At 69.1% G+C, this 13,626-nt stretch carries 14 protein-coding genes and 1 tRNA gene; 8 read left to right on the top strand and 7 right to left on the bottom strand.

Features of this window, described 5'->3' with window-relative positions:
• The first annotated feature begins 131 nt into the window (after nt 1-131).
• Nucleotides 132-1,178 carry a substrate-binding domain-containing protein gene (locus tag BKA00_RS27950; RefSeq protein ID WP_221493315.1) on the top strand — a complete coding sequence of 349 codons (1,047 nt, stop codon included), beginning with the start codon at nt 132-134 and terminating at the stop codon, nt 1,176-1,178.
• A gap of 328 nt (nt 1,179-1,506) precedes the next feature.
• Nucleotides 1,507-1,899, top strand: coding sequence for a hypothetical protein (locus BKA00_RS27945; RefSeq protein ID WP_185029843.1), 393 nt, complete (start codon nt 1,507-1,509; stop codon nt 1,897-1,899).
• A 92-nt stretch (nt 1,900-1,991) separates the two neighbouring features.
• Here BKA00_RS27945 and BKA00_RS27940 read toward each other — a convergent pair whose 3' ends face one another.
• Nucleotides 1,992-2,594 (bottom strand): TetR/AcrR family transcriptional regulator, encoded by a 603-nt coding sequence (locus tag BKA00_RS27940; RefSeq protein WP_185029841.1) that lies wholly within the window; start codon nt 2,592-2,594, stop codon nt 1,992-1,994.
• 117 nt (nt 2,595-2,711) lie between these two features.
• Here BKA00_RS27940 and BKA00_RS27935 point away from each other — a divergent pair, with 117 nt between their 5' ends.
• Nucleotides 2,712-3,740 (top strand): hypothetical protein, encoded by a 1,029-nt coding sequence (locus tag BKA00_RS27935; protein WP_185029839.1) that lies wholly within the window; start codon nt 2,712-2,714, stop codon nt 3,738-3,740.
• Between the two features lie 31 nt (nt 3,741-3,771).
• On the opposite strand, the gene BKA00_RS27930 is transcribed toward BKA00_RS27935, so the two are convergent.
• The 4 genes from BKA00_RS27930 to BKA00_RS27915 all read right to left on the bottom strand — a co-directional run bounded on the left by BKA00_RS27930 (nt 3,772) and on the right by BKA00_RS27915 (nt 6,388).
• The gene (locus BKA00_RS27930) at nt 3,772-3,960 is read right to left on the bottom strand and encodes a hypothetical protein (RefSeq protein WP_185029836.1); all 189 of its coding nucleotides are present in this window, start codon (nt 3,958-3,960) and stop codon (nt 3,772-3,774) included.
• Between the two features lie 141 nt (nt 3,961-4,101).
• On the bottom strand, nt 4,102-4,752 hold the full coding sequence (locus BKA00_RS27925; RefSeq protein WP_185034903.1) for a YdcF family protein: 651 nt from the start codon (nt 4,750-4,752) through the stop codon (nt 4,102-4,104).
• Between the two features lie 189 nt (nt 4,753-4,941).
• Nucleotides 4,942-5,400 (bottom strand): hypothetical protein, encoded by a 459-nt coding sequence (locus BKA00_RS27920; RefSeq protein WP_185029834.1) that lies wholly within the window; start codon nt 5,398-5,400, stop codon nt 4,942-4,944.
• Nucleotides 5,401-6,139: 739 nt separating this feature from the next.
• On the bottom strand, nt 6,140-6,388 hold the full coding sequence (locus tag BKA00_RS27915; protein ID WP_185029831.1) for a hypothetical protein: 249 nt from the start codon (nt 6,386-6,388) through the stop codon (nt 6,140-6,142).
• Nucleotides 6,389-6,499: 111 nt separating this feature from the next.
• On the opposite strand from BKA00_RS27915, the gene BKA00_RS40915 reads away from it, so the two are divergent.
• The 4 genes from BKA00_RS40915 to BKA00_RS27895 all read left to right on the top strand — a co-directional run bounded on the left by BKA00_RS40915 (nt 6,500) and on the right by BKA00_RS27895 (nt 11,159).
• Nucleotides 6,500-6,781: a DUF4259 domain-containing protein gene (locus BKA00_RS40915; protein ID WP_189377086.1), complete on the top strand. Its 282-nt coding sequence runs from the start codon at nt 6,500-6,502 to the stop codon at nt 6,779-6,781.
• A complete protein-coding gene (locus BKA00_RS27905) occupies nt 6,736-7,008 on the top strand; it encodes a hypothetical protein (RefSeq protein WP_185035395.1) in 273 nt (90 codons plus the stop codon). The genes BKA00_RS40915 and BKA00_RS27905 overlap by 46 nt, the downstream gene beginning before the upstream one ends.
• 1,319 nt (nt 7,009-8,327) lie before the next feature.
• Complete coding sequence (locus BKA00_RS27900) at nt 8,328-8,519, top strand: hypothetical protein (RefSeq protein WP_185029826.1); 192 nt, start codon at nt 8,328-8,330, stop codon at nt 8,517-8,519.
• Nucleotides 8,520-10,397: 1,878 nt separating this feature from the next.
• On the top strand, nt 10,398-11,159 hold the full coding sequence (locus tag BKA00_RS27895) for a tyrosine-type recombinase/integrase (protein WP_185029824.1): 762 nt from the start codon (nt 10,398-10,400) through the stop codon (nt 11,157-11,159).
• Nucleotides 11,160-11,211: 52 nt separating this feature from the next.
• On the opposite strand, the gene BKA00_RS27890 is transcribed toward BKA00_RS27895, so the two are convergent.
• Nucleotides 11,212-11,284 (bottom strand) — tRNA-Ala (locus BKA00_RS27890).
• A 477-nt stretch (nt 11,285-11,761) separates the two neighbouring features.
• On the opposite strand from BKA00_RS27890, the gene BKA00_RS27885 reads away from it, so the two are divergent.
• On the top strand, nt 11,762-12,697 hold the full coding sequence (locus BKA00_RS27885; protein ID WP_185029821.1) for an LLM class flavin-dependent oxidoreductase: 936 nt from the start codon (nt 11,762-11,764) through the stop codon (nt 12,695-12,697).
• 206 nt (nt 12,698-12,903) lie between these two features.
• Here BKA00_RS27885 and BKA00_RS27880 read toward each other — a convergent pair whose 3' ends face one another.
• Entirely contained in the window at nt 12,904-13,605 is a 702-nt protein-coding gene (locus tag BKA00_RS27880; RefSeq protein WP_185029819.1) for an HAD-IA family hydrolase, read from the bottom strand.
• Nucleotides 13,606-13,626: the final 21 nt, after the last annotated feature.

Here is a 13,626-nt window from a genome sequence, read left to right as displayed (position 1 = left end):
GTGCCACGGCTTCGCCTCTTTCCCAATCGATTGGGATGGATCTTCGCCTGGCCCAAACGATTGGGTCAAACGTTTGGGTTGTATAAAAGACACCGGACGGTGGCCCTGTCAAGGGCCCGGCTACAGGAGGGGTGGACGAGGTGGCCCGCAACGACCGGCAGCGGCCCGCGACCCTGCGGACGATCGCGCAGGCGGCGGGCGTCGACGTCTCCACCGTCTCCCGGGTGCTGAACGGCTCCCCCGAGGACGCCCAGCGCGCCGCGTCCCGCGAGACCGCCGAGGAGATCCGGCGCTGGGCCGCCCGGCTGGACTACCGCCCCAACCCGCACGCCACCAGCCTGCGCACCCAGCGCAGCAACCTCGTCGGCGTCCTCGTCCCCCGGCTGTCCGACCTGGTGCTCGCCACGATCTACGAGGGCATCGAGGACGCCGCCGCCCGGCACGGCCTCACCACCTTCGTCATGAACAGCCACGACCGGCCCGAGCAGCAGCGGGCGCGCACCGAACTGGCGCTGTCCCGGCACGTCGACGGCCTCGTCTTCGGCGACGCGCACACCGACGCCGCCTTCCTCGACGAGACCGCCGAGCGGCGCGTCCCGTTCGTCCTGGTCAGCCGGCACGCCGGCCGGCATCCGTCGGTCACCTGCGACGACCGGCTCGGCGGACGCCTGGTCGCCGATCACCTGCTCGCCCTCGGCCACCGGCGGGTCGGCGTCATCGCGGGCGAGCGCTTCGCCAGCACCGGCGCCGACCGCACCGCCGGCTTCGTCGACCGGTACCGCGACGCGGGCCTCCCCGTGCCGGACTCCCACGTCGTCCACTCCGGTTTCGACGCCGCCGGCGGCCGGGCCGCCGCCGAGCGCCTTCTGCGCAACGACCCCCGGCCCACGGCCCTCTTCGCCGTCAACGACTTCGCGGCCATCGGCGCGCTCGGCGCCCTGCGGGACCAGGGCCTGCGCCCCGGCCAGGACGTCGCCGTCGCCGGCTACAACGACACCCCGCTCGCGGCGGAGCTCCCCATCCCGCTCACCAGCGTCCGCTCGCCCATGAACGAGATGGGCGCGCGTGCCCTCGACCTGCTCGTCGACCTGCTCGCAGGGCGGCCGACCCCGTCCGAGCGCCTGCCTCCCGGCCTCGTCGTCCGTGCCTCCACCGACCCCGCGAAACGCCCAGGGTGATCGAGGAGACCTGACCGGAGCCGCGTGAGAACGGGAAAGGCGCTGGATCGCCGCCGACCTCGACGCATCGCCTCCGCGAGGGCACGATCCGCAGCGTCCTCACCGATCCGGCGGCGATCGAGCGCCCGGCACGACGTGCCCGCCCGCGAGCCACCGCCCGGCCGGGCACCGTCGGCCATGCCACCTCGTAGGGCCGCCCACCGCCGTCCCGCAACTCGGCGAGCAACTCCGGCGCGCTCCCCGCCGCCGCGATCGGCCCGCGCGTGACCTGCCCGTGCGGTGAGAACTACCGATCACGAGGGGAGGCCGGCAGCGGTGGCGTGATCACGTGCAGGAGGCCGCGGGCAGGATCACTCGGGACGCGGCCGGCCTCCGTCAGTTGATGAAACTCTACGTTGACCACTGCTTGGAGCATCCTGAGATGGCCAGGCTGTGGATACATCGTTGGCTGGCCGACGCCAGCGACGTTGCTGGACTCGAGGAGCGAACCAGCGCGCTCAATATGAGGCAGGCGCTTGAGGTCATTCGTCCGGCAGTCAGGCCGGACGTCGATCCCGAAGCGCTCATGTTGACCCTGGTCTGGATTGTCAACGGTTACCTCCAATCAGGTTTTCCTGACGCCTCCGGCCGAGCGACCGCGCCTGACGCCCCGGACGCATTGGGCCGGTTCCGCCGCCACCTGGACCTGCTCATTCGCCTGATGACGACCCCAGCACGCTGACCGACCCCGTCCTTCGGAGGCTTCCGACATGGGCTGAGCCACCGCCGAACGGCCTACGAGGCGCGCAGGACCGCAGGTGCGGACCGACCAGATCAGGCTGAGAACCCGGCGCGCCCCCGGACCAGCGGCAGGAAGACCTCTTCCACGATCTCGACGAGAACGCCGTCCGGCACGGCCGGGACGCCCCGCGTCATGTACTCGTTGCGCAGCAGCGCCACCGGTGTGGACGCGACCCGCGGATGCAGCGCCTCGGCCACGGCCTCACCACGGGCCACCGCCCGGCCGAGCACCGTCAGCCACGCCGCCTCGTAGGCGCCGCCACCGCCGTCCCGCAACTCGGCGAGCAGCTCCGGCGCACTCCCGGCAGCCGCGATCAGCCCCCGGAGGATCTCCCCGTACGGCGACGACCAGGTGCTGTTGGCGCAGCTCAGCAGGTCCAGAGCGTCGTCCCGCAGCGAACCGGTGTCCGGGACCGTGATCTCCGCGTCGGCCAGCCGGCGGTACGCGGCGACACCGAGCGCGACGCGGTTCGGCCACCGCCGGTAGATCGCGTTCTTGTTCGTCCCGGCCCGCCGTGCCACCTCGTCCATGGTCAGGCCGCCGGCACCGGACTCCCGCAGCACCTCGGCCGCCGCCCGCAGGATCGCCTCCTCCAGCACGGCCCCGCGCCGCCGCGGCCCTCCGCCCTCAACCATGCCGCCTCTTCATCCTCTCCAGGGTACGAATCGTACTCCACATCGCCTCTACCAAACCTGGATGGTCGCCCTCTAAGGTACGTTGCGTACCGTAAACTCAACCTTCGAAGGAGCGGCATGCGCGCTTTCGGCATCAACTTCGACACGGGCTTCACCAGCGCCGGGACCACCACCCGCGAGCCCTTCGACCCGGCCATCGTCCGCCGCGAGATGGACATCATCCGCAACGACCTGCGCTGCGACGCCGTCCGGATCACCGGCGGTGACCGCGACCGCCTGGAGACCGCCGCCCGCCTCGCCGCCGACGCCGGACTCGAAGTCTGGTACTGCCCGTTCACCAACGGCCTCACCCAGGACGAACTGCTCGACTTCGTGACCGACAGCGCCGCCCGCGCGGAGAGGCTGCGCCGCGACGGCGCCGAGGTGGTCCTCCTCACCGGATCGGAGATCTCCATCTGCACCGCCGGCTTCCTCCCCGGCGACACCCTCCAGGAAAGAGCAGCCGCCCTCTCCGACCCTCAACGACTCCGCCCCGCGCTGGCCACCCTGCCCACCGCGATCAACGCCTTCCTCGGCAAGGCCGTCGCGGCCGCGCGCGCGGAGTTCGGCGGCCGCCTCAGCTACGCTTCGCTGCCGTTCGAGGGCGTCGACTGGACACCGTTCGACGTGGTCGCCACCGACGCCGGCTACCGCGACGCGCAGAACGCCGACCAACTCCCGGCCGGGCTGCGTGCCCTCACCGGCCACGGCAGGCCCGCGGCGGTCACCGAGTTCGGCTGCGCCCCCTACCGCGGCGCCGCCGCCATCGCGAGCCGGGGAGACGAGGTCATCGAATGGAACGACCAGGCCCGCCCCGCCCGCTTCACCCGCCCGGTCGTCCGCGACGAGCAGGAGCAGGCCGACTACCTGCGCGAACTCCTCGGCATCTTCGAGAACTCGGGGCTGGACGCGGCCTTCGTCTACACCTTCGCCCGCTACGACCTGCCCCACGCCGACACCGACGCCCGCGACTTCGACAAAGCGTCCTTCGGGATCGTCAAGGTCATCTCGGGCAAGGGCACCACCTACCCGGACATGCCGTGGGAACCCAAGGCCGCCTTCCACGCCCTGGCTCAATACGGTCACAGCCGCACGCAACCGGCGTAGCACCTGGCGGGGGCGCCCGCCGCGCCCCGCATCATCCCCCTCGCCGCCCCGACGCGATGGCGAGAACCCCGGCATGCGCCTCCTGGTGCATCCGATCCAGCTTGGTGACCATGCCCCGCCGCTGGACGTCCGCCAGACCGGCCTCGGAAACCACCTCGTCCAAGCCGGCGAAAGCCTCGAGCACCTCCCGGTACTCCCGCTTGGCCTCACTCAGATTCATCCGACCCCGTCCGAAGAGCAGCCACCAACCGACCGCACGGCCCAGAGTTGTCAGCGCCCGAGCCCCTCGCGACCAGGATGCCCAACTCGCACGCCACACGGCACAGATCGGACGGCACGTCTCCATTCTCACCCGAGACGCTCACGTGACGAGCCTGGCCGTAAACCCTGCCTCGACCAGACGACGGTAGGCCGCTTCGACTTCTGACGGCACGTCCTGCGCGATGGCGAATCCCCGGCCTGGATAGACCATGACGCGCTGCGTATCGCCTACCAGCATGTTGATGACGCGGTTCACGTCCCCGATGGTCACGACGTACTCGTCCAACGGGAGCGGTCGCGATGCGCAGATGACCTCAATGTCCGGCCACAGCTTCTTGGCTGTGGAGTAGGCGCGGCGTTGCTGGTAGGGCCGGGAGATCAGCGTCGCTGAGCGGACTCCGATCCCGCGGTCGGCCAGGAGCTCGCGAGTGAACTCGATGTTCTGGCCGGTATTGGTGGCCGCAGGCTCGACCAGAATCGCCTCATCGGATACGCCGAGCGCGATGGCGTGGTCGCGGTAGTGGACGGCTTCGCCGCGCGGGAAACGCTCCATCGTCGTCGGCGCGTTGGCCCCGGTGAAGACGATGCGGGGGAACATGCCCTCGCGATAGAGCTCTGCCGCGAATGTGGCTACACCTAGATCATGGCTACCGAGTCCGACGCCGACATCGGTAGGGCGAATCGCATGGTGCATGTCGTGGTAGCCCCAGAGGGTTTCCACGTCGGCGCGATAGAGGCCGGGCACCACCATCTTGGACACGGGCTTCCCCCTCGGCATCCGTGCAGGAAAGCGTCCGTCCTCCGGTGCTGTCCGAATGCGGGCCACTGCGCCGAACGATCGAAGCAGAGCAAGGCGGCAGACCCGCAGGTCTACCGGCCCGCTCTTCCGATGGCGCGATGGCCCGCCAATGGTGCCCGGATCCGACCTGGGCAGACGAGGTCAGCCGCAGTGAACCTTCTTGCCGGTCAGTTCCCCGCTGTGCGAGCCATCGGTGTTGATGGAGGCCTTGACGTACAGGCATCGATGGCGGGCGTACACGTAGAGCGGCCCGGAATACCAGTGGTTCCGCTTGCTGTAACCGTCGTATTTGCAGTTGCCGTACTTGGTCCTGGCCGCGTTGTAGACGCAGAGCTTGAGCTTGATGCTGTAGAGCGACGTCGAGCCCTTGCGGACGGCGAGCGCGCAGTTATAGCCGTTGGAGGAGTTGTAGTAGACCTTGAGGTAGCCGCGGACCTTGGAGCTCACGTAGATCGAATGAGTGCTGCGCAGGGCGTACCTCGACCCGCACGACGGGCCGGCGGCGCTCGCCGGTGTGGTGGACGCCAACACGGTCGTCAGCGTCAGCGTGGGAAGCATGACAGCGGCCAGGCGCAGCGCGCGCCCTCCAAATTTGATCACGCGGTGAACCCTACGGTGACCATGGAGGTTCCGCCAGGGCTGCGCGATACCTCCTCCACCGCCGCGACCTGCCCATGTACATCCCGCAGTCGACCGGGCACATGCCGCGACATGAGCCGAGTTGGGCGGAGCGATCGGGCACGGCGCCTCCCGAGGTGGTGGTTCAGGGGTCGGCGATGCGCCGTCGCCACCAAGGCCGGTCTTCGGGCGCGGACGGATCATGCAGGGTGCGGGCTCGGTACAGCTCCGCTAGCGGGGACACGATCCCCAACACCTGGCGTCGGGAAGGCGGAGGGAGCACCGCAACGATCTCGTGAAGCGTGTCCAGCGCCTCCCGCGGATCATGACACGGGCACGTGGGGCGGACCTCCGCCGTCAGCGTCCGGCCTGGTTGCCGGAGGAACCATTTCAGCGCGGCTAGCGCTGTGGTCATCGACTCGACATCAGGGCACCGCCCGGCCCGTGAGGCTTCCGTGATCTCCCGCAGAACCTTGACGGGCACTCCGTCAGGGACGCTTGGAGAAGACTCCGCACGCCTGCTGTACCGCGTCGCGCGCAAGCGGCCCGGCGGTCGCCGACTCATTTACGCCGTTGTTCGATGGCCATCCCACCATGGTGACACCAGAGCTTCCCCAAGGAGAGAAGACCCCGACGGAAGTGGTGTGGAACCACCCCCGCCGGGACCAGTTGATCAGAACTCCTCAAGCGGAGCCCTTATGCGGCGTCGTCGGGCCTGGGATCAGGCCGCCACGAGCACCCGCATACCCGCGCCGGCGACGCGGTCCGGGTTCGTGGGCCGCGGCGGGTTGTTGTCCCCGGGGTACGGAGCACGCGGCAGCCGGCCGGGGTCCGGGTTGGGGTCCTGCGGGCCGCCGGGCGTGGGCGTGGCCGCGGCCGGTTCCACAGGCCAACTCGGCCCGATGGGCTGCGGCGGCTCTTCCGGCGGCGTGCTGCCCATCGGCAGCACCAGGATTCGGCACTCAGGCATGGATCTGCCTCCCTGTTTGGGCGACCTTCGGTCGCTCTTCGGGAACCACAGTCCACGGCATTCGATCTTGTGCAACCCCACTCCCCGGCGAGCGGCAGTGACGCCCGCCTCATGGCCACGGCGCCCGACGGGCGGCCTGTGCACCGCCGGCGCTCGACGCATGTTCAGCCTTCTCTACAGTCGGTCGGAAACCTGGACCACTGTGAGGCTGCGTTGGGCACTTGGGGCTACGGGCCCTTCGACAGCGACTACGCCGAAGATTTTCTGGAGGATCTGGCAAGGGCGGACGACATCGTCGGTCGCCTGCGAGAGGTCATGTCACGGGTCGCCGACGCGCGTCCGGACCGGTGGATTCGATCGCAGGCGATGATGCGGCGGTGGCTGCGGCGTTGACCGCTGTCCGGTCCGGGGGCGTGGCCGCGGATCCAGAAATCAAAGAGGACCTGATGGACCTCATGTTCCCGTGCCCGGAGGACCTTCGGTCACTGGCCGCACGGACGTTCGACAGACTGCTCAACCCCGCCGAGAACGAATGGTACGGCTTGTGGGCCCTGTCGAACGGAATCGACCAGGTGGCGGCAGAGTTCGAGCCTTACAGACAGGCGCTATCGAGGTCATGACGAGGGCATACGTGCCCCTGGGCGCTGCATAACCGCCTCGCCTGAGCTTCCCGTCTGCCGTCGTCCCGCGCTCCGGTATCCCCAAACCACCTACAACCGTCACGGGCGCGGGATGAACTTCCCGGAGTCGGAGTGCCCCGCCGGAGGCGTTGCCTTCGACGGGAGACCGGCTGGAGACTGGGCGCCTCATCTGCTGTCGAAGGGATGCCATGCGCGGCGGGCTCGTGGGTCTGATGGCCGGTGGCTTGGTAGGAGCACTGTGGGGTGCCACAAACAATTTCGGGACTTGGAACAGTGCGATGGGTGCTGGCCTGATGGGTGCGCTCGTGGGGATTTGTGTCCGCTGTTGGAGGGATGCTGTGCGTGCTGCGCTCGCTGGTCTAGTGGCCGGTGGCTTGGCAGGAGCACTCTTGGGTGGCTACAGCTTGGTCGGAGCATTGTGGGGGGCAAGGACCGGCTATGAGGCTTCCGACAGCGCGATAGGCACTGGCCTGATGGGTGCTCTTGCGGGGACGTGGATCGGCTTGATCGTGGCAGCGGTGCGCAGTTCGTGGAGAAGCCGTCGCGAGCGCCGCGGAGAGTTCTGAGGCGGCGGCGCGGACCCGGTGACCGCCGGGGGCTGGGCGACATACCGGCGGCAACGCGATTGGCGGCCCGGAGTGGCGGCCCGGAGTGGCGGTCCGGTGACCGGCGTCCACGCCGCACGCTCCGGGCGGCCTGGCGCGGGGCCGCGCAGCGTCCGACCTGGGCTTTTTGGTGTGTGGAGCCTAGGGGATTCGAACCCCTGACACCCGGCTCGCAAATCTGCGAGATCATCCCTCAACAGCGTTCCGACCTGGGCAATCTATGATCCTCACGTGACCGCACTTGTCCCCTAGAGACCGCCTCTAATCGCACGCTAATCGCACGGCTAGGTCCGGAGGGTACTCCCGCGCGAACGGCGCGTACCCGTGACAGACAGATTCGCGCGGGGGTGCCCTCCGGCTCCAGGAGGGGTCTGGGGAACCACGGGGTTCCCCAGTAGCGCACCCTCAATCGATCTTCCGGCAGTCCCCCTGACGGCTCCAGCGGTCCTTGACCACCGTCACGCCCTGGTGCTCATCGCCGAACGGGCTTTAAGGGGTCGGTCCCACGTCGTTCGCTGGGAGTCCGGGAGCCACGCAAGACAGCAGATCCCCGGAGTTCCGTCCGCTGGCGTCGGCTGTGCTGTGATCTTGATCTACATCGGCTCGCTAAGTTGCCATCGACCGTCTTCCTCCCACTGTGGAAGTTAGAGGCACGACTAGGACGTGCCCCCGAGTGAAATGGGTGAACAAACCATGACCACTGACGGTCAGCAGGCCAACGCCAAGGCCGACGAGGCCAAGACGGACCTGGCAGGCGCGGCTCGCGACTTCGCCAGCAACCCGTCGGCCGAGAACGACCAGCGCCTCGGCGACGCCTACCAGGCGTCCTCCGAGGCTCACAGCGACGCTCGCCCGATCAACGGCGGGTCCGGGTCCGGGGCCTAACCAACCCCGGGCAGTAACCGGTAACACGGCAACATCCGGCCCTCGCGCTCCTGAGCGCGAGGGCCGGCTCTTTTACGTCTTTTGAAGCCTCCGGCGTTGGCTCGCCAGAGCGGGCGCGCGCCCCTGCGGTGAGCGGTCGGGGCGGGCGCGGCCGACGTGGCACGATGCGTGGCCCGGTGCGGCCGTACCCGGGCCTTCCCTCAGGACCTCCCGGACCGCCAGGTGGCTGAACGCGTGCTCTGGAACCTCGCCGTTGAGGGATACGCGGCTGTCGAGCATGACGACCGATATCGGGCGCTGGTGTTCCTGGCGACCTCCGCGAGCCTTCGGTGGGGTGAGGTCGTGGCGCTGGTCCGGCGGGATATCGACCTAGAGGCCGGCGCGGTGTCCGCCCGGCGGCAATACCCGGAATTGGACACCGGTGACCTGGTAATCGGGCCTCCCAAGTCTCGGGCGGGCAAGCGAACCGTGAGTTTCCCGGCGGGCATCGTCCCATTGATCCGGGAACACCTGCGGGCACACGTCCCCGAGGATCCGTCGGCGCTCGTCTTCGCGGGCCCTAATGGCGGAGTACTGCGGCGGGGCAACTTCCGGCGCGCGTCCCGGTGGCCTTTGGCCGTGGAAATCGTCCCAGTGGCCTAATCGCACGCACGCCCCCGCCCGAGGTCTGGGCGGGGGCATTTAGGCTGGTGGAGCCTAGAGGATTCGAACCCCTGACACCCGGCTTGCAAAGCCGATCATGGACCCACCATCCGACCTGGCGCCCCTCCGACCTGGGCCTCCTCGCCGATCACTCCGCAAGTGACCGTGAGTCCCCCTTGATCACCGCTCCATCGGGCACGCAACGGGCACGGCGTCTCTTGACCGGTGGGCCGCATCCTAGTCGGTTCGATCACGGTCAAGGCCGGGGCTCGCGTCGCCCCGGTGACCTCGCGGTGAGAGTTGATCATGTGTGGCTGCGTCTGTCCCTGTTGCTGTCACCGCTGCTGTCAGCACGTCGGCGCCTCTCACCTGATGCCCGCGACCGCCGCGCCATCAGTCATCGGCTGCGGCGTCGCGGCGGCGACGTGCTTCGTCCGTCCAAGACAAATCCGCTCCGCTGTTTCCTTGCGAGCCTCTGTCCCATGCGCGCATGTCGCGACGGTTCTCGCGCATCTCGCCTCTCAGCGCCGCACCGTCTCGAAGCCGATGCCCCCGACGACGGAGACGCCGATCGAAAATCACTCCGTAAGCGAGTAACAGGGCGAAGAACCCCAGGATTAACCACCACATGCGATCATCCTCCTCCCTAAAGCGGGCCCGACAAGGGAGGATTGCACATACCGCCCGAGTAGAGTCCTCCTCTCACGGTTGAGATCTTCATCCTGCTCGACTCCACTGTCTGAGCCCGGTCTGTGGATATCTTCCTCTCCCTAACTGTCCGCGTCTGTGACCTCAGCCTGGCGCGGGCAGCAACAGACGAACGGACCTGTCCGGAGGGTGCTCCCACGCGAACGGCGCGTACCCCGCGACAGACCGATTCGCGCGGGAGTGCCCTTCGGGTCCAGGAGGGGTCTGGGGAACCACGGGGTTCCCCAGTAGCGCACGCGCAACCGATCTTCCGGCAACCCTCCGAGGACTCCAACGGCGCTCGACCACAGTCACGCCCTGGTGCTCGTCGCCGAACGGCCTTGGAAGTTCCGGCGTCGACTCGTCAAGGCGGCGGCGCGACCCTGCGGTGGGCAGTCGGGGCGGGGCCGGCGGGCGTGGCGCGGCGCGCGGCCCGGCGCGGCCGTCCGTTGACCGGCGCCCACGCCGCACGCTCCGGGCGGCCAGGCGCGGGGCCGCGCAGCGGCCTGAGCGCCGCCGCCCCTTGACTCCGGGGTCGGCGCGGTCACGGTGGCTAAGGCGTATCGGCTGCTCAAGGCCATCATGAACACGGCGGTCAGTGACGGCATGATCAAACGCAACCCGTGCACTATCAAGGGCGGCGGGGCTGAGAACTCGCCAGAGCGGCCGGTCCTGAGCATCTCGGAAGTCTTCGCCCTGGCGGAAGCGATCGACCGTCGTTACCGGGCCCTCGTCCTGGTGGCCACCTTTGCAAACCTGCGGTGGGGCGAGGCTGTAGCGCTGCGGCGCAGTGACTTGGACCTCAAGGCCGGCACGGTGCGGATCGAGCGGACGCTTGTGGAAGTGACCGGTAAGCCGCTGCACTTCGGGCCTCCGAAGACGGAGGCTGGCGCGCGGACGCTTCCGATTCCGGCAATCGTGCTCCCTGAGCTGATAGAGCACGTCAGGACATTCGCGCAGGACGGTGACGATGGGCTGGTCTTCGTCGGCGGTCAAGGCGCTCTGCTCCGGCGGGCGAACTTCCGGCGCAACTGGGTGCGGGCCCTGGACAAGGCGGGGCTCAAGGGCGTGCGGTTCCATGACCTGCGGCACACGGGGAACACGCTCGCTGCGATCGCGGGTGCGACGCTCCCGGAACTCAAGGAGCGCATGGGGCACGCGAGCGACCGTGCAGCCATGATCTACCTGCACGCGACGGACGAGCGGCACCGGGAGATCGCGGACACTTTGAGTGCGATGGCCAAGGCTGAACTCAAGAAGACGAAGCGATCGGGCACGCAACGGGCACGGAAGCGAAAGAAGCGGTCGTGAGAGACGAGAGCCCAGGTCGGAACATGGCATCCGACCTGGGCTTTTTGGTGTGTGGAGCCTAGGGGATTCGAACCCCTGACACCCGGCTTGCAAAGCCGGTGCTCTACCAACTGAGCTAAGGCCCCTGGTCTCGTGTCGCCTGACCTGCGGTGTCGGCCGGTCGGCGTGACCGGTGACGATCGTACACCGTGGGAGGAGCGCAAGCTTTCCAGGTCGGGCTGCTGCTGCGGCCTCGGCGCGTGGCCCTTCTCTACGGGACGCAGGTCGGTCGCGCCAGGATGGACGCCGTGGCTGCATCGGCGGAGAGGGGAGGCACTTCGTCGCTGTGATTTGGGGGACGGGCGCGAACGTCATCAGCGTGGTCGCAAGGGGGCGGCTGCGTCCGCTTGGGGGTCGAGGTTGGTACGCACGTAGCCTGCCAGGGCAGGTGGCCTTTCAGGATGTGCCGTGGCGCGTTGGGCACCGGCTTCACGTCAGTCGTCCGGGGGCTCCGAGCTGCCTCCTGGGGACAGGTTCGTCTCATGGCGGGGTCGCGCGGCCGTTTCTTTTCATTCCTTCGAGGGAGTTGTTGTCATTCCTGGTTGAGGCCACGCTCCTCTCTCATGGACACGAGACTCGGGATTCTGCTCCCTACCGACCGGGCTCGGTGGGATGACGCCCGCCTGCTGGTCGACTTCGCCGTCCGGGCCGAACGCCTTGGATACGACTCGGTGTGGGCGAATGACACTCTGCTCGGCCCGCGGATCGAGCCGCTGGCCATGCTCGCAGCCCTCTCATCGGCGACCGAGCGCGTCACGCTGGGGACGGCCGCCCTTCTGCCCGCGTTCCGCCGTCCGGTAACGGCGGCTCAGACGCTCGCCTCCATCGACCACCTGTCCGCGGGACGCCTGATCGTCGCGGTGGGTGCGGGGTTTCCCGGCAGGTCGGAGATCGAGTACGCCGTGTCCGGGGTGCCGTGGGAGCGCCGTTTCGGACGGTTGGACGACACGGTGGCCCTCTGGCGAGCGATGTGGTCGGGCGAGCGCTCATTCCAGGGGAAGGTGCTGCGCTTCGACGACCTGCCTGAATCCACGCCCTCCTACCAGCCGGGCGGGCCGCCGATCTGGCTGGCCGGGGGGAGCCCCTCGGCGTTGGAGCGTGCCGGACGGCTCTACGACGGGTGGTTGCCCTATCCGCCCGACCCCGCCGACTACCGGGCGGGCCTCGCGGCGGTGCGATCGGCGGGCCGTACTGAGGACGCGGTCACGCCTGCGCTGTTCGTCACAGTGCTGATCAGCGACGACGCGCAAGTGGAGGGGCAGCTCGACTCGTACTGCCGGTCAACTTACGGCCTGCCGTACGAAACTGTCCGGACCATTCAGGCGATCGTCGCAGGCCCGGCCGAGCGAGTGGCCACCACGTTGGCCCAGTACGTGGAGGCCGGCGCGGAACACCTCGTCTGCCGCATCGCCGCGCCGTCCCTCGACGCCCAGCTCGACCAGATGGAACGCATCGCCGAGACTTTGCACCCGGGCGCGACCTCCCGGCTGTCGAGATGACCAGCGCCCCGTGCTGCGGCATGCGGTCGGCGGCGGTCGAACCACGTCCCTGAGTGCCACCGGTCTGTGTCCGCACTCGTGAACGTCCGTGTGACGCTCGCCGATCGTCGTGGGCGTGTGGCGTCGCCGCCCCGGCTCGTCGAGCATTCCCTTCTGGTCGGACGCGCCCCGGGCGGCCGGTACCAGGTCTCGTCACCCCGCGCGTACTACCTGTCGGCGTTGGCGGGGGTGCGCAGGATCAGGTCGGGGAGAGCCGCGATGGTGGGGAGGATGTGGGTCGCGCCGGCGGCGTGGAGGCGGTCGTGGTCGTGGGCGCCGGTGAGGACGCCCGCGACGATGGACGCCCCGGAGCGGCGGCCGCAGAGCATGTCGCCTGCCGTGTCACCGCAGACGGCGATGTGGCGGACGTCGTCCACGCCGAGGCGCAGGGCCGCGGTCAGGACGAGGTCGGGCCATGGCCGGTCGCGCGGGACGTCGTCGGGGCAGAGGGTCAGGTCGGCGCGGTCCCACCAGCCGAGCGCGTCGAGGACGCGGGCCTGCGTGCCGCGGCCGAAGCCGGTGATCAGGCACACGCGGACACCGGCGCCGCGCAGCCGTGTGAGGGCGTCGGCGGCGCCGGGTACGGGTGTGAGGCCGCGCCGGTCGATGAGGTCGTGGTAGGACCGTTCGAACGCCAGGTGCGCGGCCCGGGCGCGGGGTTCGTCGAAGAGCGAGCGGAAGATGCCGATCTTCGATCCGCCGCGCGCGTCGCGGAAGCGGGCGAGGGCACGGTCATAGGACGCCGTGCCGGAGACGATCCCCAGGGTGGCGATCGCCTCGGCGAAGGCGCACTCGACGGTGTCGCCGTCCGCGACGGTGGTCCCGGCGAGATCGAGGCAGGCGAGGGTGATCGGCTCTGCTTCGTTCACGCCGGGGCCTGTCGCCGGTGT

It is taken from the genome of Actinomadura coerulea (assembly GCF_014208105.1).
Lineage (GTDB): Bacteria > Actinomycetota > Actinomycetes > Streptosporangiales > Streptosporangiaceae > Spirillospora > Spirillospora coerulea.
This window is presented reverse-complemented; position numbering and strand designations above follow the sequence as displayed.